At 70.1% G+C, this 20,397-nt stretch carries 18 protein-coding genes; 2 read left to right on the top strand and 16 right to left on the bottom strand.

What is annotated here, in order from left to right:
• Positions 1-71: 71 nt before the first annotated feature.
• The 16 genes from LRS74_RS33515 to LRS74_RS33440 form a co-directional block, all read right to left on the bottom strand.
• Positions 72-488: a lasso peptide biosynthesis B2 protein gene (locus tag LRS74_RS33515; protein WP_277744536.1), complete on the bottom strand. Its 417-nt coding sequence runs from the start codon at positions 486-488 to the stop codon at positions 72-74.
• Positions 485-781 carry a PqqD family protein gene (locus LRS74_RS33510; RefSeq protein WP_277744535.1) on the bottom strand — a complete coding sequence of 99 codons (297 nt, stop codon included), beginning with the start codon at positions 779-781 and terminating at the stop codon, positions 485-487. The genes LRS74_RS33515 and LRS74_RS33510 overlap by 4 nt, the downstream gene beginning before the upstream one ends.
• Positions 775-2,520, bottom strand: a complete 1,746-nt coding sequence (locus tag LRS74_RS33505; RefSeq protein ID WP_277744534.1) for an asparagine synthase-related protein — start codon at positions 2,518-2,520, stop codon at positions 775-777. Before LRS74_RS33505 ends, LRS74_RS33510 begins: the two co-directional genes overlap by 7 nt.
• A gap of 83 nt (positions 2,521-2,603) precedes the next feature.
• A complete protein-coding gene (locus tag LRS74_RS33500) occupies positions 2,604-2,774 on the bottom strand; it encodes a hypothetical protein (protein ID WP_277744533.1) in 171 nt (56 codons plus the stop codon).
• A 137-nt stretch (positions 2,775-2,911) separates the two neighbouring features.
• Positions 2,912-4,102, bottom strand: a complete 1,191-nt coding sequence (locus LRS74_RS33495) for a M20/M25/M40 family metallo-hydrolase (RefSeq protein WP_277744532.1) — start codon at positions 4,100-4,102, stop codon at positions 2,912-2,914.
• Between the two features lie 18 nt (positions 4,103-4,120).
• Positions 4,121-4,687, bottom strand: a complete 567-nt coding sequence (locus LRS74_RS33490) for an XRE family transcriptional regulator (protein ID WP_277744531.1) — start codon at positions 4,685-4,687, stop codon at positions 4,121-4,123.
• A 185-nt stretch (positions 4,688-4,872) separates the two neighbouring features.
• Entirely contained in the window at positions 4,873-6,336 is a 1,464-nt protein-coding gene (gene ltrA / locus LRS74_RS33485) for a group II intron reverse transcriptase/maturase (RefSeq protein ID WP_277744529.1), read from the bottom strand.
• A gap of 580 nt (positions 6,337-6,916) precedes the next feature.
• Positions 6,917-7,063 carry a hypothetical protein gene (locus LRS74_RS33480; protein ID WP_277744528.1) on the bottom strand — a complete coding sequence of 49 codons (147 nt, stop codon included), beginning with the start codon at positions 7,061-7,063 and terminating at the stop codon, positions 6,917-6,919.
• Positions 7,064-7,190: 127 nt separating this feature from the next.
• A complete protein-coding gene (locus LRS74_RS33475) occupies positions 7,191-7,868 on the bottom strand; it encodes a hypothetical protein (RefSeq protein ID WP_277744527.1) in 678 nt (225 codons plus the stop codon).
• Positions 7,869-7,913: 45 nt separating this feature from the next.
• Entirely contained in the window at positions 7,914-9,071 is a 1,158-nt protein-coding gene (locus LRS74_RS33470; RefSeq protein ID WP_277744526.1) for a hypothetical protein, read from the bottom strand.
• A gap of 5 nt (positions 9,072-9,076) precedes the next feature.
• The gene (locus LRS74_RS33465) at positions 9,077-9,859 is read right to left on the bottom strand and encodes a hypothetical protein (protein WP_277744525.1); all 783 of its coding nucleotides are present in this window, start codon (positions 9,857-9,859) and stop codon (positions 9,077-9,079) included.
• On the bottom strand, positions 9,856-11,241 hold the full coding sequence (locus LRS74_RS33460) for a hypothetical protein (protein WP_277744524.1): 1,386 nt from the start codon (positions 11,239-11,241) through the stop codon (positions 9,856-9,858). Before LRS74_RS33460 ends, LRS74_RS33465 begins: the two co-directional genes overlap by 4 nt.
• Positions 11,242-11,324: 83 nt before the next feature.
• Positions 11,325-12,170, bottom strand: a complete 846-nt coding sequence (locus LRS74_RS33455; RefSeq protein ID WP_277744523.1) for an ATP-binding protein — start codon at positions 12,168-12,170, stop codon at positions 11,325-11,327.
• Positions 12,164-12,967 carry an ATP-binding protein gene (locus LRS74_RS33450; RefSeq protein WP_277744522.1) on the bottom strand — a complete coding sequence of 268 codons (804 nt, stop codon included), beginning with the start codon at positions 12,965-12,967 and terminating at the stop codon, positions 12,164-12,166. The genes LRS74_RS33455 and LRS74_RS33450 overlap by 7 nt, the downstream gene beginning before the upstream one ends.
• The gene (locus LRS74_RS33445; RefSeq protein ID WP_277744521.1) at positions 12,964-14,547 is read right to left on the bottom strand and encodes a Mu transposase C-terminal domain-containing protein; all 1,584 of its coding nucleotides are present in this window, start codon (positions 14,545-14,547) and stop codon (positions 12,964-12,966) included. The genes LRS74_RS33450 and LRS74_RS33445 overlap by 4 nt, the downstream gene beginning before the upstream one ends.
• Before the next feature lie 1,136 nt (positions 14,548-15,683).
• Positions 15,684-16,403 carry a GNAT family N-acetyltransferase gene (locus LRS74_RS33440; protein ID WP_277744520.1) on the bottom strand — a complete coding sequence of 240 codons (720 nt, stop codon included), beginning with the start codon at positions 16,401-16,403 and terminating at the stop codon, positions 15,684-15,686.
• A 159-nt stretch (positions 16,404-16,562) separates the two neighbouring features.
• Between LRS74_RS33440 and LRS74_RS33435 the strand changes: the two genes are divergently transcribed.
• Together LRS74_RS33435 and LRS74_RS33430 are read left to right on the top strand one after the other, a co-directional pair.
• Complete coding sequence (locus tag LRS74_RS33435) at positions 16,563-16,688, top strand: hypothetical protein (RefSeq protein ID WP_277744519.1); 126 nt, start codon at positions 16,563-16,565, stop codon at positions 16,686-16,688.
• A 354-nt stretch (positions 16,689-17,042) separates the two neighbouring features.
• On the top strand, positions 17,043-20,237 hold the full coding sequence (locus LRS74_RS33430; protein ID WP_277744518.1) for a HEAT repeat domain-containing protein: 3,195 nt from the start codon (positions 17,043-17,045) through the stop codon (positions 20,235-20,237).
• The last annotated feature ends 160 nt before the right edge of the window (positions 20,238-20,397 follow it).

Here is a 20,397-nt window from a genome sequence, read left to right as displayed (position 1 = left end):
CGTTCGAGTGAGGTCGTGGTTCGGGGCGGGGAGGCTCGGGCCGTTCCCCGGACCACGGCAGCCCGGTGGTTCTACGGCACGGCGAGTACCGGCGTCCAGGGCCGGTCGACGGCGTCGCCGGTGTCCCGGCCGACCGCGCCGTCTGGCACCTCGGCCCAGGCGTGTGCGGCGTCGGGCAGGAAGCGGGCGCCGTGCACCCAGCGGGTCTGGCGGCCGGTCAGCGCGGTCGCGATGACGGTGGCGAGGCTGATCTCCATGCACGCGATCCGGCCCGGCCACCACGACGGAATCACCGCTTGTACCGCCGTATACAGGGCCTCCAGCCGGGCGAGGCGCGCGTAGGGCAGGCCGCGCAGCGTACGGACGGCGGCGAGCTTCAGGCGCAGCGGTAGCGGGCCCATGGCCAGGGAGAGGGTGAGCGCGGTGGCAGCCACCAGCCGGTCGCGCCATGGGGCGGTGGGCCGGGTGGTGGGGACCATGACCGTCATCGGCGCCACCACCTTCGCCGTGCTCGCCGGGGCCGGTCGGTGTCGACGAGCACGCCGGCGGCCACCAGTTCGTCGATGAATGCGGCGATCTGGCCGCTGATCTGCTGTGGGTCCTGGCCGGTGGGGACGGCAATCTCGTCGGCGAGCCCCGCGGTGCCGCCGCGGACAGTGAGGGCGTGCCAGATCCGGGAGGCGTCCTTATCGAGCATCAGCCACGTCTGGCGCCGGACGTCGAGCACCGCCGTGCCGTCCGGGCCCGTGGCGTGGTGGATGTGGTCGGCCGGGGTCAGCATGCCGCCTCCAGCTCGGTCGTCTGGCCGCTGAGCCACCAGCACGTGACGATGAGCTGGTGCAGGTCGGCGATCACCGTGGCGCTCTGGCCCCGGGCCGCCTGTGCGAGGGTGGTGCGGACGGTCGTGGGGTCGATGAGGCCGCCGGCCGCGAGGGGGCTGGAGGCGATCAGCTCATCGAGCCGGCCTTGGTGGCGGGCGAGTCCGGCGATGCGCTGGGCGGTGAACGAGCCCTTCGAGCGACGGGAGGTCAGCCAGCCCGGAAGCTGCGGCAGTGACTCGCGCAGCAGCGGCTTGTAGGCCACCAGCCCGCGGCGGGCGAGGGCCGGGACGGCGAAGGCGGCGCGGACGACCTGGTTGTCCAGGTACGGGTACACCGGCCGGATACCGAGCGCGTGGCCGTAGGGGGCCCAGCCGCGGGCCGAGGCGCCCACCGACCGCAGAGCGGCCCACTGGTCGAACTCGTCCGCCAGCTCCGGCTGCTGGTCACCGGCGGCCTGCCGCAGCAGGGCTGCGACCTGGTGGCGGCCGTAGCCGGTGAGCCAGGACGCGGTGGCGCCCAGACGGCACCACGACCAGCCGGCCACGGCGGCCTCCGGCCTGACGGGCCCGCGCTCCAGGGCCTCGGCGGCACGTTCGAGGGAGCCGGCCCGGCCCAGGTCGGCGGCCTGCTTGAGCGCTTTCCAGTAAGGGCCGGGTGCGGTGTTGCGGAGCCGGGCGAACGCCACGACCTGGCGGTGGGCCTCGCGGCGTCGGCCGTCCTGCAGCAGGCGGACCCAGCAGGAACTGGAGGCGTCCAGCACGATGTCCCCGCCGTGCCCGGTCAGATGCAGCGGCAGCCCCCGTATGGGGTGCAAGTAGCTGCTGTCCATGGCGAACATCGCCGCCTCCAACACCGGCTCCACTCCCGTCGGCTGCCCGGCCGGAAAGGAGAACGGCAGCTGCTCGTCGGCGCCAATGTCGACCGTGTGCGCGATCCCGGTGTGCTCAGCAACGCGGGAGGCGAACGCCATGTCCTCGCCGCTGGTGTAGCCGTCGGTGTACGTCACCGCGTGCACCGCTCCGGCATCGGCGGCGAGCACGATGGCCGCCGAGGAGTCCAGCCCGCCGGACAGGTCCGCCCCCACCACCCCGCCGGCCGCGCGGACCCGGTGCTGGACAGCCTCGGTGAGCGCCTGCCCAAACCGGTTGGCGCCCTCGCGCAGCTCGCAGGGCGGCTCGACGCCGGAGATGTCGATGAGCTGCGGCGGTGCCCCAGGTGAGAGCAGCAGCCCGGATCCGCCGGGCACCAGCCGGATCTGCTCGTACGGGCTGCGGTGCGGCCAGTGGTGCTCACCCACCGTCAGCCGGGCCGCCAGCCAGGGCAGATCCGGCACGAGCGGACGCCCCAGGCGGCTGGTCTCGGTCGCCCACGCCGTCCCCGCGTCGCCGCGCAGCGTGTAGTAGACGGCCCGGATACCGGCCAGGTCGCCGCACACGAACCGCTGCCGCCCGCTGTCCGCGACTATCCAGTATGAGCCCGGCCACCCGGTCAGCTCCGCCCACCGGCCGGCCCGTACGGCCGCAAGCCCGGCGTGGAGCTGCTGCTCGGTCACCGGGCAGTCGCCCACGACCGCGAGGGCAACCGGCCCTTCGGCGACTACCCGTACACGCGCGCCCGGAGCCCGGCGTACGTCGCCGAGCCCGTCGATCGTCAATCCGTCCACGGCGGCACTGCCGCCGGTCATCCACTCCTGTTCCATCCGTCCGCCTCCCCTGTGACGTGCCCGAGGGCCAGCCGTCGTACGGCCGGCCCTCGGGGTGCTCGGTCAGGTCCGTGGACTGCTCAGCCCTCGAAGTAGTTCGACTTGTCCGAGTCGTTGAACGTCTGGCGTCCCAGGGTCAGGGTCGCCACCGGGTGGGTGCTGACCTGCGGCGCGAATCCGCCGGCGTGCGGCGCTGCGGCGGGCTTGTCCTCGACGGCGGGCTGGGTGGTGACGATGGTCTGCTCGGCCATGACCGGCCTCCCTTGTCATCGGTGGATGTGAGGTTGTGCTACCTCTATGTCACCGCAACCGAAGATGTGTTCCCAGAGACGGAGTTGGGGACTTGCTGGGAGCGGATCTGGGAGGAAGTTGGGACGTGCCTGGGACGTCAGCCTCCAAGGAGGCCGAGTACGGCCCGCCGGTAGACGGCGTACACCGTGGGAAGTTCGGCGAGGTGGGCGCGCTCGTCGATGCCGTGCAGCCCCTCGTACGGCACGCCGAAGCCGGCGGTGGCCGCGATGCCCTCCCCGGCCAGCAGGTTGCCGATGTTCGACGGCCCCGCGGTCTTCGCGCGCACCGTCAGCCCAGCTTCGGCGGCGGCAGTGAGAAGTGCTGCGGCGGGCTGCTCGTCCTCGGCGAGGCGAAAGGGCGGCCATGTGGCGATCAGGGTGACCTCGGTGGGCTTCGGGGCGGGCAGCTCCGCGTCAAGCTCGGCGACCGCCTTGCGGACCAAGGTCTCGGCGTCGTGCGCGTCGAAGGTCGGAACGGTACGGATGTCGACGTTCAGGTCGCACCGGTCCGGGGTGACCGAGAAGCCCTGGCCGCCATGGAAGGAGGTCACCGACAATTTCGGCGGCAACGGAAAACCTGAAACGCCGTCCACGCCGGGCAGTTCCGCCTCGTCGAGGAGGCGCACGAGGTGGGCGGCGCGGGAGATCGCGCCGACCACGCTCTTGCTGGACCCAGAGTGCCCGGAGGGAGCGTGCACGGCGATGGTGGCCCGCCACAGCCCCCGGCCACCGACCACGACCTCGTCCAGCCCAGGGTAGCCGATCATCACCCCGTCCGGGCGGGCCGCAGCCCGGTCGGCGAGGTAGGCACGGGCGCCGCCGAAGCCGCCGGTGTGCTCATCCACGTCCAGCAGCACGGCAAGCCCGCCGTGCAAGTCAGCGGCGCGGCCGTGCAGGTCGGCGGCGATGTGGCAGAACATCGCGGCGGCGAGCTTGGAGTCGGCCGCGCCCCGGCCAAGCAGCCAGCCGTCCACGATGTCACCGCAGGCCGGCGGGAAGGACCAGGCGGCCTCGTCGCCGTACGGGGCGGTGTCCACACAGGCGTCCAGGGCCCACCACGGACCCGGCCGGCCGCCTGGGATCTCCACCAGCAGCCCCACCAGCGCACCGGCGTCGTCGTGCAGGCGGCGGTGCGGCAGTCTGCGGGCGGCGAGCCAGTCCTCGAGCACGCCCAAGACCGGCCCGTACTCGTCGATACCGGCCCGGCTCGGCCGGCGGATCAGCTCTTGGGCCAGCCCCACCACGGAGGTCGCGCGGGCCTCGGCCACCTGCGACAAGTTCTTGCTCACGCCTCTCCCCACCACGGATCAGTTGTGCCGTACCGGCAGCGCGCGGACGGCTTCGATCGTCTCCACCGGCCGCGCGGAGGCACACGCCTCCCGCCCATGGTGGACCAGGCCCACCGCCGCCTCGCGACTGAGTAAGACACCGCAGTCGAACCCCTCGGCCCCGTGGAAAGACGGCAGCGGCACCACCGCCGCTGTCTCGGAGGCGACGAAGAACCGTTCCAGCGCCTCGGTCGGCTCCACCATCCCGATGTGGAGCGTCTTGATGCCGTTGCGGCGCGCGGACGGATCGCGCAGCTCCAGCAGCCGCAGCAGGTGATCGGCGAGCGCCCGGTGCCGCGGCGGCCCGTACAGCACGCGGTAGTGGACCAGATCCGGGTGCTGGGCGACGGCCGTCTCGATCGCCGCCAGATACGCCTTCTCCCTGCTGCGGGAGCCGGTGACGACCAGCTGCTCGCGCGCGCCGGCGACAACGTCGACCATCGCCTCGACCAAATCGGTCCAGCGGGTGAGAACCTTGACCACCACGGCGGTGCCGGAGCTCTCCAGCACGCTGGTGGCCGCGCCGTCCTGGTGGGCGAACAGCACCTCCGGGCGCTCGCGGTACAGCTGGCACAGACCGGCCCGATTCCGTTTCCCGGTACGGCGCCGGCCCGATTGTAGAGTCGGCACGGAGCGCGGTGCCGGTGTTACCACCGGTCCGTTTCTCCGTGCCGCTCGCCGAACCCGGCGTGCGCCTCTCAACGCACCGGGCTCTCCACGGTCTCTGCCGTTCAGGCGTGGTTGGGAATCCAGGGGTTGGGGATCGTGCTTCCTCGGTAGCGGTAACGGGAGACCGTCACCGCTTGGAGGTTGAACAGTTCAATCCCGCCTGCCGAGGGCCTTCGCCACCGTCCGTTGCGGTCGGTGAGGCATCGGCGGACGTCCTTCCACTTCCAGCGGTGCAGCACCATCCACCAGCTGATCACCCGGCGCCACGTAAAGTGGGCGAGGGAACTCAGGGCGGTTTTGCAGACCGCGTGCTTGAAGTAGTTGGCCCAGCCGCGCATGATCTGGTTAAGCCGGATCAGCACCTCCCTGGGGTCCTGCTGCGACGTTCTGTTCGTCAGGGCACGGATCTTGTCCTTCAACTGCCGGATGGGCCGGTCAGCGATGAAGGTGTAAACGTGCCACTTATCCGATCCCCGCTTGCGGCGCCACTGGATGCGGAACCCCAGGAAGTCGAACCCCTCCGACATGTGCACCACCTGCGTCTTGGCCTCGGAGAGGCGAAGCCCGAGCGGTTGCAGCACGTCGGCGATGTTCTCGCGCAACGCTTCGGCGTCGCCGCGTTCGCCAGCAGTCAAAACCACGAAATCGTCCGCGTAGCGGACGATACGCCAGTTCGGACGCCCGGTAGCTCGGCGCCGCCTGCGCTGGTAGGCCGTGGCCATCTCCCCGCCCGGCTCCCACGGCCCGGTCAGGTGCTCGTCGAGCGCCGACAGGGCAATGTTCGCCAGGAGTGGGGAGAGGATGCCTCCCTGCGGGGTGCCGGTGAGCGTGTCCTCGCGGTTGTTGTCCTCGGTGAGGACGCCGGCCTTGAGGAACGCCTTGACCAGCCGCAGCACGCGCTTGTCCTTGACCCGTGCTCGCACCCGGCCCATCAGGGCCGTGTGGTCGATTGAGTCGAAGCACGCCTCGATGTCCGCGTCCAGGACCCAGCGGTAGCCGTGGGTGCCGTAGAAGTGGATCTCGGCGATCGCGTCGTGCGCCCGCCGCAGGGGCCGGAAGCCGTAGGAGACCGGCTTGAAGTCGGCCTCGAAGATCGGCTCCAGCACCAGCTTCAGGGCTGCTTGGACCACCCGGTCGGCAATGGTCGGGATGCCGAGCTTGCGCATCTTCCCGCTCCCGCCGGGCTTGGGGATCTTGCGTTCACGTACCGGCAACGGGTAGAACTCACCCGATTTAAGTACATGCCGAAGATCCTCCAGGAACCCATAAGGGCCAGTCTCCCGTTCGATGTTGACGACCGTCAGGCCGTCCACTCCGGGCGTTTTGGCCCCTTTGTTGCCCGCGACCCGTTCGAACGCCACAAGCAGCGTCGCCGGGTCGCACACGAGGTTGAACAGATCGTCGAACCTGCGGCCACCATCGGCCGCCGCCCAACGGTGAAGTTTGGCCTGCATCCCCGATACCCGCTGGTGAAACCCCATAGGGGCCTCCGGAGCGCCGCTATTCAGCGGCGCGACTTTCGGCATTGCAGCCTCCTTCCCTTCTCGATTCCGCTGCCGCCCTTCCCCATGTACCGGGCTCTCCCCGGCTCGGAGTACTACGGCGGCTCCGCCCCGCCCCGACCCGATCGGCCGACGGTGGGCCCAGCCTCGAACATCGCTGGGCGCGTTGTCCGAGGTCAGGGCCGGGACGGTTCCCGTGTTCACTCGCTGTTCGATCGACGGAGGAGGAGCCCAGCTATACCCCCGCGGCCTCGCCACGGCTACCCCGCAGCACTTCACCGCAGCCTCCCCGAACGGCCATGGGCCACCATCCGAGAAGTTCCCCGCCTCAGGTACAAGGCGGGGGCATACCGCTTCCAGCCCGTATCCACCAGGTTCGAGCTGGCGATGAGTAAGGGGGCGTCAGCGCTGGTTCCTCGCGTACTCCTTTCCGTCTTGCTTGCCGGACCCGCACCATCTGGCAGTGCTGGCACGTCCCGGCTTTGTCAGGGCCGCTTGCCACCCTCCCCGGCACCTCCCGGGTCAGGCTGCCCTCAGCTTCAACCGTCCTGCTGCGACAGGACGGCGGTGGCGTCCTTTCACCGCCACTCGAACAACGTGCGCTTCACGGCGCACCCCACGCGCTCATCAGACTCGCGTCCGTCGCTCCGCCCGTGATCGCGTTCAGCGCGTCGGCCGCCTCCTCCAGCGTCATGTTCAGCGCGAGCCGGGCCCGCTTGAGCGCCGAGTCCGTGCTACTGGCTGCGGCCACGGCGACCGCCCCCTCCCCATCCACCGGCAGTACCCGCAGTCTTCCCCGCCCGGCGCCGGTCCATCGGAGCCCCGGCCTGGCGGTCTGCGACTCCCGCACGCGGGGAGGTGACGCGGCGGACAGCGGCTCAGGTCGTCATGAGGCGGTGGTAGTCCTCGACCTGCTTCGCCAGGTCGTCTTCGGGGATGCCGGTGAAGGCGCTCATCTGGGCGTAGGACAGGCCGGCCCGGCGTCCGACCAGTGCGAACTCGTGCAGGGCCTGGTTGATCCGGGCCGCGGCGCCTGCGAGGGAGACCATGCCGAGCTCGACCCCATCGGCGGCCGGCAGCGTCCCTTCGATCTTCAGCTCCGCCAGGTCGCGCACCGCACTGGTGATCAGGTAGGTGACGAAGCTCGGCATGTCGGACGGAACGTTGCCGGCCCAGGCCCGCTCGTGTGGTTCCGGGGAGGTGTCGGAAGCGTGCTGGGAGCGGCGAGCGGTGATGTACTCCCACACCCACCGGTAGGACAGCGGAAGCCTGCTGGTGCGAAGGCTCAGCTCCTCATACAGCTCGAAGGCCGAGCGGCGTTCGGCGGGCTCCTTGGCCTGGTCTTCGGCCAGCAGCGTATCCAGAAGCTGGCGGGCCTCGTCCAGTTCCTCCTCGTCGGCCGGGAGGGAATGCGGCAGCGGCAGCACGGTCGAGATCGCCTCCATGACCGCCTGGCGGGGCACGCCGTGCCGGGCGGCCAGGGAGCTGGGCAGCCTGTCGCCGCCGCGGTGGTCGCGGCGGATCGCTTCAAAGAGTTCTGTCCCTGGCTCGGCCATCGTCTACTCCCCTGGTCTCTGCGGTTGGTTGGATTCCTGCACGCCTCATGCTGCCCGGCCGGGTGCCGGTGTGCCGTCCACGTCAGGACGCACGGCGGCTGGCCGCCCGGAGCGCGAGGTGGGGGCGGCGGAGCGCCGCTTCGGGCCCGGTGCCTGGTGCTCGTACAGGCCGCAGGCGTGAGCTGCTTCGGTAACAGCCGCGTGGTCCCAGGACCTGAGGTGGGGCAGGAAAGAGTTGTCCGCACGCCCCTCCATCTGCCCGAAGTGGCAGGCTGCCTCGATCAAGTCCACTGCCCAGGACGGTGTCCGCATCTCCCGGCCACGGCCCGTTCGGGCCGGGAGATCCGTATGGGCGGCGAAAACCCGCACCGCCAGGGCCGCAGCGTGGACGGGATGGGCGATGCGCGCGTGTAGTCGGTGCGCGAGGAGCGCGGTCGGCTCGTCGGGCTCGGGCGGGAAGCGGCCGGCAGCGGGCAGCGGGAGCACCGGACGGCCCAGGCGGTGGGCCGCTGCCTCGATCACGCCGCGGCCGGGCGTACGGCGGGTGGGCAGCAGGAAGCACGGCTCGCCCTCGTCAGGCGGGAACTGCCCGTCCGTCTCCCACCACGCGAACCGGTCGGCAGGCGGCAGCGGGGCGGGAGCGGCCACGGCGCGGCGAGCCGCGGCCAGGGTGTGCACCTCTTCGTGCGGGAGCACGGCCAGGGCAGCAGCCAGGGCGGGCGGCAAAGCCCCGTGGCACAGCAGGGTCAGCCGCATTTTGGTGAGCTCGGCCAGGGCGAAGAGGTACTCGAAGTGCCGGGAGCTGATGCGATGCGCCCGGGTGACGACGACATGACCGATGCGCAAGCCGAGGATCCAGGCGGCGACCGCGCGCCAGGCGGTCTCGGTGTTGCCACTCCAGTAGGCGCCGTCCTCGCTGCCGGCCGGCGGAAGGTGTTTGCCCATGCTGCGCAGCAGGTCGTGGGCCAGGGAGGCGGGAGCGCTTGCCACCGGGGTGGGATGGACAGTGATGCGGCCCCGCTCAGGGGTGTGGGCGGCCAGCGCGGCGGCCATGAAGGCGTAGTCGTCGCTTGGGTCGTGCACCACGGTGAGCGGGGGCAGGCCGGGGCTCGTGTGGCCGGGTGACCACGTGGGCTTCCACGAGCCGGTGGTGGCCTCGGGCGCGCCGATGGTGGTCTCGGGCACGGTGGTCGTACGCGGCATCGGCATCATCGCGGCCTTGGTGGTGGCGGGTCAGCGGCGGGCACCGACGCGAAGCCGTCTGCGGCGGCCTGTGCGTCCGTGAGGGGGTGGGCGGCCAGGCCGAGGGCGAACAACACGTCCGGGTGGGGGGCCGGCTGCTCGCCGGAGGAGGCGAGCAGGCGCCGGTTGGCCAGGCGCGGGACATGTTCGGCGGGCAGGTCGGGGGTGAGGCCGCGGACGGTGTGGTGCAGCAGGCAGGTGAGGGCGGCGGCCTCGCCGGGGGCGAGGGAGGCGGCGGTGTGCCCGGCGTGGTGCAGGTTCTGCCGCTGCTTGGGGTCAAGCAGGTCGGCGACGCAGGTCAGGTGGATGGCGGTGTCGGTGTGGACGAGCCGGTGCGGGCTGCTGGGCTGCTCGAGGTGGGCGGCCAGGGTGGTGGCGGCGCGCTTCAGGCGGTGCGGGGTCCATTGAAGGGCGGAGGCCAGGTCGTCGGGGTGGATGCGGTCGGCTTCGAGCAGGGCGGCGTGCAGCACGGTGGCGTGGTCGGCCGCCGCCGGGGCGGGACGGCGGTTCGGTGCGGGCTGGCGCAGGAGGGATTCCGCGGAGGTGTTCAGGGCGCGGGCGAGGGTGAACAGGGACGCGGCGGGGAGGGTGTGCGGGGTGAGGTGGCTGTCCCAGTCGGCGGTGGGGATGCCGGTCAGCGCGGTCAGGTCCTCGTCGGTGAGCCGGCACTCCACGGCGCGCTCGCGTAGGAACGTCAGGTCGAACGCGACCGCGGACGTGTCGCCGGGCGGCGGGAGTTGGTCGGTCACGGGCGTAACTCCCCAAGGCGCGGCAGGACATCAGGAGCGGGCGGGGCGGGGGTGTTCAGGTGCCAGCAGCGGGCGGCGGTGTGCCAGTCGTCCCCGGAATCGGGGTGGGCCAGGGCGGGGATGGGGAGACCAGCGTCGGCGATGAGGGCCTCGAGGCGTGGCGTGGTGCCGAAGCAGTTCGCGAACAGGCCGTGATTGTCGGCAGTGCGCGGGGTGCGGCGGCGGAATTCGACGGCCGCGTGCAGCAGGGGGCGGGCGCGGGGCGGGACGGCGTACAGGTGCCGGGGTCCGGGAGGTTCGCCGATGTTGATCCGCGAGTCGCGGTCGATGGCCACGGTGGCGTGGGCCTTCTCGACGCTGGCGACCTGGGTCATCGACAGCAGCGACGTGTCGGTGCCGGTGAACAGCAGGGCCGCGATGGCGGCGGCGCGCAGCGGGTTGGGCAGGCGCACGGTGATCGTGTGCACGGTGCGCGGGGTGAGGGGCACGGTGGTGATGCCCGGGCCCGCGCGGCTGGTGAGGTCGTCGGGCACGTTGAGCAGCAGCGAGCGGGTAAGGAAGCCGGCCTGGGCGCCGCGCACCCGGGCCACGGTGTGCTGGGGACTGGGGCTTGAGACGGTCAGCCGGGCCAGGAACAGCCGCAAGGCCTCGGTCTCTTGCAGGCTGAAAGGGGTGGGATCGGCCGGGCCGCCGGCGGGCTCGGTGGCCTCACCTGGGGGTGGCTGGGGTTGCAGAGTGTGGGCCAGCCAGGTGCGGGCGGCGGCGTAGCCGGCGCGGTACTGGGCGTCGGTGTGGGCGAAGTCGGTGGCGTTCTGGCGGCGCCAGCAGTCCGCGCGAAACGCCGCCACCCCGCTACGGGGCACCGTCGGCAGTGCGTGAGCGTGGTCCTGCGGCGAAGGGCCGATGCGCCGGCCGACGGCGGCCGGGCCGATCGCGCCGAGGACGGCGGCCGTGCCCCGTACGGTCGCCACGTCCACCAGATGGGCGGCCGTGAGGTGTTCACGCAGGCGCTGCTCATCGGCCTGCTCGGGGGTGTGGGCCAGGAGCGTGAGGTGGATGCCGGTGTCCGCGCGCCAGGCGGCCAGGCGGCGCAGCCGCTCAACCGTCAGGCGGTGGGCGCGCAGCACGATCACCTCATGCGGGTCGGTGGCCAGGGTCCAGCAGGTCACCGCGCGCCAGGCCGGGTCGGTGGACATCCGCTCGGCCTCCGGGCGGGCGAAGGTGTCGCGGCCCATGGCGCGCAGCACGTCCAGCGCGAGGTAGGCCGGGCTGGTGGTGTGCGGGGTGGGATCGACGGTGATCCGCCCGCGGCCGGGATCGGCCCACTGATAGGCGGCCCGGTGCACCGCGCGGTCGTCGTCGCCGTCCAGCAGCAGCCTCACCGGCCCCGCCACCCGGGCCGCCGCCAACGGTGGTGCGGCCGGCGGCGGCATAGAGGCGGGGACGGGAGGAAGCGTGGGGGCGGTCATGGGCGCCGCCCGCCGTCGCCCCGGTCAGCCACGGCCTCGAGCAGGCCCCAATCCGGCTTGCTCGCGCCGGTAGTGGTCAGAGCCCGCTGGAGGTGAAAGGTCAGCACGGCCCAGCGGCGCAGACAGCCATCGGCGATACGGGCATCCAGCGCCTTGAGCTCGTCGGACGCAACGCTCTGCCACACAGGGTGCAAAGCGGGAACCGCCTTCGGGACCTGGTCGCGGCTGAGCGGCCAGATGTAGGGCCAGCCGGCGGTACGGGTGGCGAGCATCCGGTGGGCGCGCAAAGAGCGTTCGCGGTGCGTCGAGGCGATCAGTACCACGCACAGCCCTTGGGGGAGGTCGTCGTGCAGGAAACGCAGGTACTCGAAGCAGGACGCCGACAGCCGGTGGGCGTCCTCCACTACGACGATGCGCGGCCCCAGGGCGAGGGCGCGGCGGATCCAGGCGTCGGCGGCCCCCGGGTCGGCGGGCGGTTCGCCGCGGAGCTTCAGCGCCTTGTGGAGGCAGGCGCGCAGGTCCGCCGGCGTGGGCTGGGCCCCGAGATACAGCGGCAACAGCAGCGGCAACAGCAACAGCTCACCGAGACGGCGGGCGGCGGTGTGGACGGCGAAGGTCTTGCCGACCCCGGCATCGCCCAGCACGCACACAAACCGGCCCTGGGCGTAAGCGTCGGCGAGCGCATCGCCCACGGCGAGCATGCCCGGGGTGAGCAGCGTCCGTACACCGGGGGTGTCGAGGAAGTGCAGGCCGGGCGGGGCGGCGTCGTCCAGGACGGCGAAGGGCCCGGCTGCGCCGGCCGCGCCCCAGACGGCCGACGACGGGGGCGGGGTGGTCAGCACCGCTTCAGCGCCCAGTCCACGACCCGGTCGTCGACCTTGTCGGCCCCCAAGTGCTCCATGCCCTTGACCACGTGCTTGGTGACCTTCACCCACTCCCGGAAGGAGCCGAGCGCGTACTGGGTGTCGACCCGCTTCAGCAGCGCCTCATCCGCGCCCCTCCACACCGGGTGCGAGTCGGGCACGGTCTTGAGGACCTCCTCCTCGGTCATCGCCAGGATCTCCAGGCGGATGTAGATCCGCGAAGCCAGCGCCGGATCGCTCTGCAGCGTCTCGTACGCCTCCCGGCCGCCGACGAAGAGGATGGCGGGCTTGGGGTCGCAGTTGTCCCACAGCTTGCGCAGGAACTCGAAGTTCTCCCGCCGGTACTGCTGGGCCTCATCGCACACGATCACATACGGGCGTCGGGGCAGAGTCTCGCGCAGCAGCTTGTCGAACGCGGTCGGTGTCCCCGGCATCTTGCAGGAGAGGTTCATCTGGTGGAACAGCTCCTCGCGCAGGTCCTTCGGCCCCGGGCGGGAGCGGGCGAAATCCAGGGGCAGGATCAGATCCGGGTTCATCTCCTGGATCGTGGCCCGGGTGCCGAAGCTCTTGCCGAGCCCGGCGTCGCCGTAGATCACCGACATCGCCCGTGTTTCGACGGTGTCGACGACGGTGTCCTTGATCTGCAGCAGCGTGTCGGTGGCGACCAGCGAGGAGCCCTCAAGGCCGAGGAAGAACTGCGGGCGCAGGTCCGGGCGGCGCGGGGCCGCCGGCTCGGGCGGTGGCTTCGGCGCGCCGGCAGTGGCGGTGGTGGTCATGTGTCCTCCGAAGACGGATTGGCGGGGTCGGTTGCCTGGCCGGGGCGTGCCCAGGCGGCCGGGATGGGGGTCAAGGGCGAGTAGGGCTCCGCGCGACGGCGGGGCGCGGCAGGCGCTCGCTGGCTGGTGCCCGCGAGTTCGGCGAGCGCCTCTTCTTTGGTCATCCGGGTTGCCGAGGCGGGCAGTTGGGGTTCGGTAGCCGGCAGATAACGGTCGCGTCTGCGCTCACCGGAGCGCTTGAGTGCCCGGCGTAGGTCAGCGCTGTGCTCCTGGCGGTCGGCAAGGACCTTGGCGCGCAGTTCCTCGGTGGCCTCGTCACTGAGGAACGCCCGGCCCAGGTAACGGTCGCCGCGGAAGGTGTACAGATCGATCTCGTGGGAGTGGTGCGGCATCCACCGCACCCGCACCTGGGTCCCGATCCGCCCGACACCGTTCTCGGGCATGTAGCAGCGGCCGGCGAACTCCACCCCGTGACTGGTGATCTTCCTCGGCCGGTGATCGCTCTCCAGCATGAAGGCACGGAGCTCGGCCGGGGTGGGCTCGGGACGGATCTCGGTGTGGTCGGCCAGCCACGCCTCAAGGGGCGTCTTCCCGGTGCGCTGCACCACGTGCTGGGTGTTGTGCTCGGTGACCCACTCCCCCAGGCGCTGAACGAATGCCTCGAAGGTCAGCGGCGGGTCCGTCTCGCCCACGCGGCGGCGGTGATCGAGCCGGGGCGCCTTGGTGTAGCGGGGCAGGTCGGCGAAGAAGCGGGTCATGCTGGTGCGGTTCAGCCGCTCGATACCGCCCTTGTGGCGGGCGCTGCGCACCCGGTGCACCGGTACGCCGAGGAGTCCGAAGGCCCGCCGGACGGTCTTGGACAGGAAGTCGGCGCCGCCATCGACCCGCACGAGCTGAGGCAGTCCCCCGGCCGGCCCATAAGGATCCTCCCGCAGGACGGAGGCCCGTACGGCCGCCAGGACCGAGCCGCGGTGCGCGGAGCCGGCGGTGACCGCCCAGCCCATCACATAGCTGGTACCGCGGTCCTCGAACCACGTTACCCACACCTTCGACAGCTTCTTGTCGGGCATCATCACGACGAGCGGGGCCTGCTTGTGGTCCCCCTCCCACACCTGGTTCCGGGCCACCGCCGGCCGTTTGAAAGCGGGATCGAACCCACGGGCAGCAGGAATGCCCTCCCGCAGACCCGCCATGAATCCCGGGTCGAGGTCACGAGCGATGGCGTCGTGCAGGGTGGTCAGACCCACTGGGTCCTCCCCCGCCGCCTCGGCTACGAGTACCAGGTGCTCGTGAGCGCGTTTCACGTTGCCCTGGTAGTCGGCAAGGACATCGACGATCTCGTCGGTAATTCGGAATCGTCTGCGCTCGGGCTTCTCCGTGGTATCGGTCTCCTCGGCTTGCGCGAGCCATCGCCAGATCGTGCGCACGCTCACATCCACCGAATCGGCAACCAGCCGAACATGCGCGGTCGTCAGCTCCCCGGCCCCACGCAGTCTGAGCAGCTGGGCCACAGCAGCGGGCCGCAGCTCGTCGCGATGCCGGCCCAAGTCCACCTGGGAGGCGTCATCCAGCGCGGTCACTGGTGACCGTACCCGCGAGGCAGGCCAGCGGATAACGGCACAGTGATCAACTACAGCCTCCAACATCGAAACAGCCGCGTACGCACGGGCCGGTCCAGCCGGACGCGTCCTGCGTAGCGGATACGTCTGACGCGAGGCTATGACCGGCGTTTGAGCACCCGCGCCAGCTACTCACCCCAACGGGTGACACCAGACCGTTCCACCACCATTTCGATGGACGCATACGCTAATCCACCCTCGCCGCTTCCGCTGGAGCCTGGACCAGCCAGAGCCACGCGACATCAACGTCGGCATCGGCACCGTCCCTGCTGGACGAACTCCGACAGCGACCGCCAGAACGTGCCGCACGCTGAGCCAGCACCGCACACAGGCGAACCCGCCCCGGACACACTTGCCGCACCGGGCCTGTCGCCTGCTGCCATTGGCCGACTCATGACCGAGGCACGGCGGCCTGGAGTCGGGGCACGCGAAGCAGCCCGAAGCACTGGGGGCTCCGTGGCGCGTCAAGAAGCCATGGGATGCGGCGTGGCAGCGGCACTCGGTCCTATCGGACCTCTACATCGCCGACGGCGGGACCATCGGCGAGCTATCCGCGGGCAGCCGCCGGTTCGGCGGGGCGGATCTCGATGCCTGCTGCGCGGGCATGCGCGCGTTGGGAGCGAGCTGCGCGAGGAACGGCGCAGTGCCCCTGGATGAGCGAGCGCACGCTGTGGTCGAAGCCGCCCAGCTGTGCGTGGAGGAGGTCGGGCCGCTTGTGAACGAGCAGCGGCGACACGCGGCGCAGGCCGACTGGCAAACGACCACCAACGGCATCACGGTGCGGTTGCTGGCGCGGCTGAAAAGCCCACGAGCAGCGCGCCCGGGCTGGGCGAGGAACTGCTGGAGCATTACGCGGTCTGGGGACTGACGTGGGCCGACGAACTCAACCAGCGAAGGTGACTGTACGGCCGCTTCCTGCTCGCCCTGACGCCACGAGGTCGGCCCCCTCTGCCCGGGCACGCCGACGCCAAGCCCGGGTCCCGTTCGGGCGCGACTATTGGCTGGCGAACAATACGCGATCGGGCCCGGGGCCTACACGAAAGCCTCAGTCCGGTCGGGCGGGCACGCCGGCCCCGGCGCTGCCGGGTCTCGTGGGATCAGCTCCTTCTCCAGCGGAGGAAGAGCTGCTCCCCCGGCCCGGCTCCCAAACCGATCGGCCGACCGGTCAGGACATAGCCGACATCGGTACTCTCTCCCGGCTCCAGCACGGTGAACCCCTGACGCTCATAGAACGGCCCGAGGGCACGTTCGGTCTCGAACTCCCCGTACAGCAGCATGAAATCGAGCTGCCAGTACAGCTGGGTGCAACGCTTGAGTAGGGCCGCGCCCAGCCCTTGGCCTTGTGCTTCCTGGGCGACCGCGAGGGCTTTGAGTTTGACGTACTTGAGCATGGCCAGCAGCGCATGCTGCGGGTAGCCGGCGTCCCGGACCGTCTGCACCACCGTACCGGGCGGGAGCGCGAGCAGTGCTCCTACCAGCTCGCCGTCCCTGGCCTGCGCGACCAGCGGAAGTGTCAGCGCCAGGGCAGCCTCCTGCAGTCGCCCTTCAGCAGCAGCACGCACCAGCGGTTCCGTTAGGGCCCGGTCCACACCGGACAGCCCCTCCAGCAGCCACGTCCCGCACCGGCCTGCGGCCACACCGTCAAGATGGGCCTGCTCCATCTCAGCGGTCGCCGCCTTGAGCAGTTCACCGACCCGGTGGCTCTCCTCAGGCCGGGCAAGGCGTATACAGGTCTGGTCAGGCCCAGTGAAGCCGTCGACCAGCTTCTGCCGGGTCAGCCGCAGGGACGGCTGCGAACGCTTCTTCCTCTTTGCCATCCCGCAGAGTTACCCGCGGCGTACCACGCGCACGCCCAAGCTGTACGTCGTCCCGCAGATAATGCGCTGCCACCTGTGCCCAGGCTCAGGGCAGCGGAGGGTCGTCGGCCGAGAGGCTCGCCAGCGGGAGCACCGATCACCTCCAGGTCGGTGTCCTTCATGCGGGCACGACGCCCCCGCCGGGACGATCAAGTACCGGTGGCGCCACCCACCGCGGTCATGGCGATCATCCTCGACGTCGACCACCCCGGCATCGAAGACTTCACCGAGACCGAGGTCAAGTAGCAGGAGAAGATCCACGCGCTGCGGACCGGCCTTCGACATGGACCTGAGCGGCGACAACATCACCTCCGCCCAGTATCCGAACGCCAAGAAACTCGATCCGCGTGAACGACGAGTCCATGAAGGCGGTCGAGGCTGGCGGCAAGTTCGGCCTCCTTACGGATATCCGACGGGCTGATCAAGGAGGTCGGCCCGAGCGCTGTTCCCCAACATGGCCAGCTCGAGGAGCGCCGCAGCGTCCACGCGGGGCCACGCTCCGGAGCCAGCAGGCCCAGATCCGCGGCCCCAGGACTGGCACGCCCTGCCCTGCTGTCAGTGAGTGCTGCAATCATCGTGTCCGGATACAGGGAGGTACAGATGCCCGACGATATCTACGAGGTGCGCCTCGGTGCGCTGGTCAGCCGTCGGCAGGAGTCGGCCTTGCCGCCGCCATTGGCTGTTCCTTCCGTCCTCCCGTTCGGCGAACTGTCGCCACCCGTCTTCGAGCGTCTGGTGGGCGAGGTGATGTGGCTCGTCGACGGCATGAACGACGTCCGCGGCTATGGCCGCTCTGGCCAAGACCAAGGGGGCCTCGACCTTGTCGGCCGACGCGGCGGATGCACCCACGTCTACCAGGTCCGCCGCATCGAGTCTCTGTCTCCCCGCACCTTGCGCGACGCGGTGACTGATTTCGCAGGGCCTTCGCGGGTCTCCACACCGAAGAGCGAGTGGTCCAATCGGCACTTTGCCGCTGACCGTTTTGTCCTGGCTACCGGATGCAGTGTCAATGACACGCACGTCGAGAACGAGCTGGTCTCACTCCAGGAGCGGTACCAGGGGGATCTCATCATTGATCTCTACGATGCCGGAGCCCTCACGCGCTTCTTGCGGGACCGCCCCAGCGTGGTCGGTGGGATCTTCGGCCCAGAATGGGCCAAGGCACTCTTCGGCATGGACGTCCCTGCGAACCCGCCGTTGCCGGACGCATACGCGCTGCTGAACGATCCTCTGGAGCACCTAGGGCTGTCCGGCGCGCTGCACCGGGCGCAGCAGCTGGCCGAAACCGATCCGGGCCCGGCCAGCGAGCTGCTGGGCGACCTGGTGCGAGAGCTGCGCAAGGCCTCGTATGTCGCGCACGCCGAGCCCTTGCAGGTCCGCATGCGCGAGCTCCTCGCCGAGAGCGGCGCGGTACAGGAGGCGTTCCGCGTAAGCGCCGGAATGATTTTGGACCGCTATGACAGCGGTCAGGATGCCCTGACGGAATTGCGTGCCGCAGCGAACCTGGCCAATCAAGCAGGCTCCTGGGCCAGTTCCGCCCATGTCGTACTCACCGCGCTGGAGGACTGGTACGGGCAGGGGTATGACCTTGCGCCTGTCGTGGAGGCATTGCGGGATGTGGTCGACAGTGGCGAGGGTCTTGCCCCGAGGGTAGCGCTGGCCGTGGCCGAACAGATGGTCGTGGAAGACGACCCACGCGACGATCCCGCGGACCTAGCCGTTCTGCTGAACGACCTCGTGGATGCCCAGTCAGGCGAGATGCGGGTTCGGATGGAGTGCTGTCTGGCGGACTTCGCCGTACGGGGCGGAAAGGATCCCCGGGAGGCCTTCGGTGATCTGGAGCGTCGTGCCCTGAGCGGTTACCTCGCGGAGGAGTTCGCCAGTCTGGTCCTGATGCGCCAGGGCCGGGCCTTGGCCCTGGCGGACCTGGGTGACGCTGCGGCGGAGGCGTACCGGCGCGCCGTGCTGTTCGCTACACGCAGCGGGCTGGGTGGCGATGCCCGACATGCCTTGCGGTCGATCTCCTTCCTGGCGCACCAGTACGGGTTCGGAAGCAGTGGCTTCGCAATCTCCTCCAGGGCTCTGTTGGGAGCCCGGACGCTCGGGTCGCGGCAGAACTGCCGTTTTCAAAGCTCTCACGATCCTGCTGTCAGTGCGCTTGAGGGCTTGGTCGACGACAAGCCACGCAGCGCTCTGCGCTGGGCACGCCGCTGGCTGTGGGAAGACCGGATCAGCGGTGCGCTGACCGACGAGCTCGGCGCGCGTAACCGACTAGCGGACATCTTTGTGCGATGCGGTATGCCCCGCCAAGCGGTCGAGCATCTGATCTTGGCTGGTCAGAAGAAGCTCGCGACCAAGGCAGCTGACGACGCCACCGAGTTTCTCGATGTGCGTCGCTTCCTGCCGGTCAAGGCCCGGTGGGTGCATTACGCCCTTGGCGGGGTCCTCAAGGTTCAGGCCGACTTCATTCCCGACTCCGCTGTGGAGGAAGTCGCCGGTCGCCTGGCGGAAATCGTCATCGCTGGCCCGGTCCCAGGATCATCAAGCAGTGATTCCGTGAAATCAGCACTGGGTGCGCTGGCTGCCCTGGCCTCGCGGCTGCCCGAGACTCCGGCGAACCGCGTGTTCGACGTGGTGTGGTCGTGGCTGCCGCGGGAGCCGAACCACTATCGCTTCACGGACAAGGAGATGCTCGCGTACTTCTCCGCCTGCGTCGACGCCGGTCTGCCAACAGCCGACCGTGCCCGCGAGGGCCTCCTTGAGGCCTGGGAGCGGCACGTGGCCAGTGCGGATGGGCACCTGTCGGGTCTTGAGGCTCCCGGCGAGACTCTCGTGGAAGCCGTCCGTAAGCAAGCCGCGAGCGGCCGCCAAGACGCTGTCCATGTCCTGGTGAACTGGCAGGTCAATGACCCCACGGTTAACCGAACGGCGCGAGTGATGACGCAGTCAGTCCTCGACGAACCCGTCGGCGTACAGCGCAACGAGTACAGCATCGGTCACCAGCGCGAGCTGGCCGCCGCTCTGCTCATGGCTTCACACGACATTCCTTCGCTCATCGGCCCCGAAGAGGAACCTGTCGACCGGGTGCGGGTCAAGCTTGCGGCGCAGCTGATGACCATGGCCGAAGAAAAGCTGGACACCGCTGACCGGCGGTCGTCAGCCCTTCAGGCGCTGATTCGGCTCGCCTCGGCGCTCCCAGAGGCCATGCGTAATTCAATGTTCGACCGCGTCCTGGCCCTTCACAATGCTCCCGGAGAGCATCCTATGGACGCCCTCGAACGCCGCTCCCAGCATCCCTTGAGCGGCCTGCAGATCAACCTCGGGGCCCACCAGTTTCCCGCCGTGGCACTCCTGGCCGCAGCTGTCCTCTCCCATACCGCCCAGCAAGCCGGCACCGTCCAGCAGCGGCTCCTCCCCCGCCTGGCCGCAGGCCAGGCAGACAACGGCACGTCCTACCTGCACGCCCAGACACTCATGAGCGTTGACCCGCTCCATGCCGTACCCGTTGCCCTGCTCGCCAGCCACCCCTCCCACCTCATCCGTCAGGTAGCTGTCCTTTGCTGGCACCGCCACCCCGACCGCGACCCCGCCCTCGCCACCGTATTCACCCACGACAAAAACCCCGGAGTGAGACACAACATCGCCCACGCCCTGGCGCAGCTCATCCCCGACACGGACGGCCGCTATGAACGACTTATCGAACAGCTCCGATACGACCCCAGCGCCCGCGTCAGACACGCACTCGCCAACGCAAACTCACATCCGACGTCTGGCTCGTTCCAAGGACCTACGTGACGCGGACCAGGCGCAGCAGAGGCTGGCGGCAAGGATCTCGTGTGCATCCATCTGTCAAGCAAAGCTGAACACATCTCGCTCACTTGCAAGGAGTGACCTACCGAACCTCGCACGCACGACACATTCTGCTGCGGCGCCTTCACCGCATGTCCAACCCGCA

This window comes from Streptomyces sp. LX-29 (assembly GCF_029541745.1).
In the GTDB taxonomy this organism is placed as follows: domain Bacteria; phylum Actinomycetota; class Actinomycetes; order Streptomycetales; family Streptomycetaceae; genus Streptomyces.
The sequence above is the reverse complement of the archived record's forward strand: the minus strand, read 5'-3'. Positions and strand labels throughout refer to the sequence as shown.

Excerpts from the sequence above, each read along its gene's own strand:
- LRS74_RS33515 (WP_277744536.1), bottom strand. The coding sequence starts at position 488 with ATGACGGTCATGGTCCCCACCACCCGGCCCACCGCCCCATGGCGCGAC.
- LRS74_RS33510 (WP_277744535.1), bottom strand. The coding sequence starts at position 781 with ATGCTGACCCCGGCCGACCACATCCACCACGCCACGGGCCCGGACGGC.
- LRS74_RS33505 (WP_277744534.1), bottom strand. The coding sequence starts at position 2,520 with ATGGAACAGGAGTGGATGACCGGCGGCAGTGCCGCCGTGGACGGATTG.
- LRS74_RS33500 (WP_277744533.1), bottom strand. The coding sequence starts at position 2,774 with ATGGCCGAGCAGACCATCGTCACCACCCAGCCCGCCGTCGAGGACAAG.
- ltrA (WP_277744529.1), bottom strand. The coding sequence starts at position 6,336 with ATGCCGAAAGTCGCGCCGCTGAATAGCGGCGCTCCGGAGGCCCCTATG.
- LRS74_RS33475 (WP_277744527.1), bottom strand. The coding sequence starts at position 7,868 with ATGGCCGAGCCAGGGACAGAACTCTTTGAAGCGATCCGCCGCGACCAC.
- LRS74_RS33470 (WP_277744526.1), bottom strand. The coding sequence starts at position 9,071 with ATGCCGCGTACGACCACCGTGCCCGAGACCACCATCGGCGCGCCCGAG.
- LRS74_RS33450 (WP_277744522.1), bottom strand. The coding sequence starts at position 12,967 with ATGACCACCACCGCCACTGCCGGCGCGCCGAAGCCACCGCCCGAGCCG.
- LRS74_RS33440 (WP_277744520.1), bottom strand. The coding sequence starts at position 16,403 with ATGGCAAAGAGGAAGAAGCGTTCGCAGCCGTCCCTGCGGCTGACCCGG.
- LRS74_RS33435 (WP_277744519.1), top strand. The coding sequence starts at position 16,563 with ATGCGGGCACGACGCCCCCGCCGGGACGATCAAGTACCGGTGGCGCCA.
- LRS74_RS33430 (WP_277744518.1), top strand. The coding sequence starts at position 17,043 with ATGCCCGACGATATCTACGAGGTGCGCCTCGGTGCGCTGGTCAGCCGT.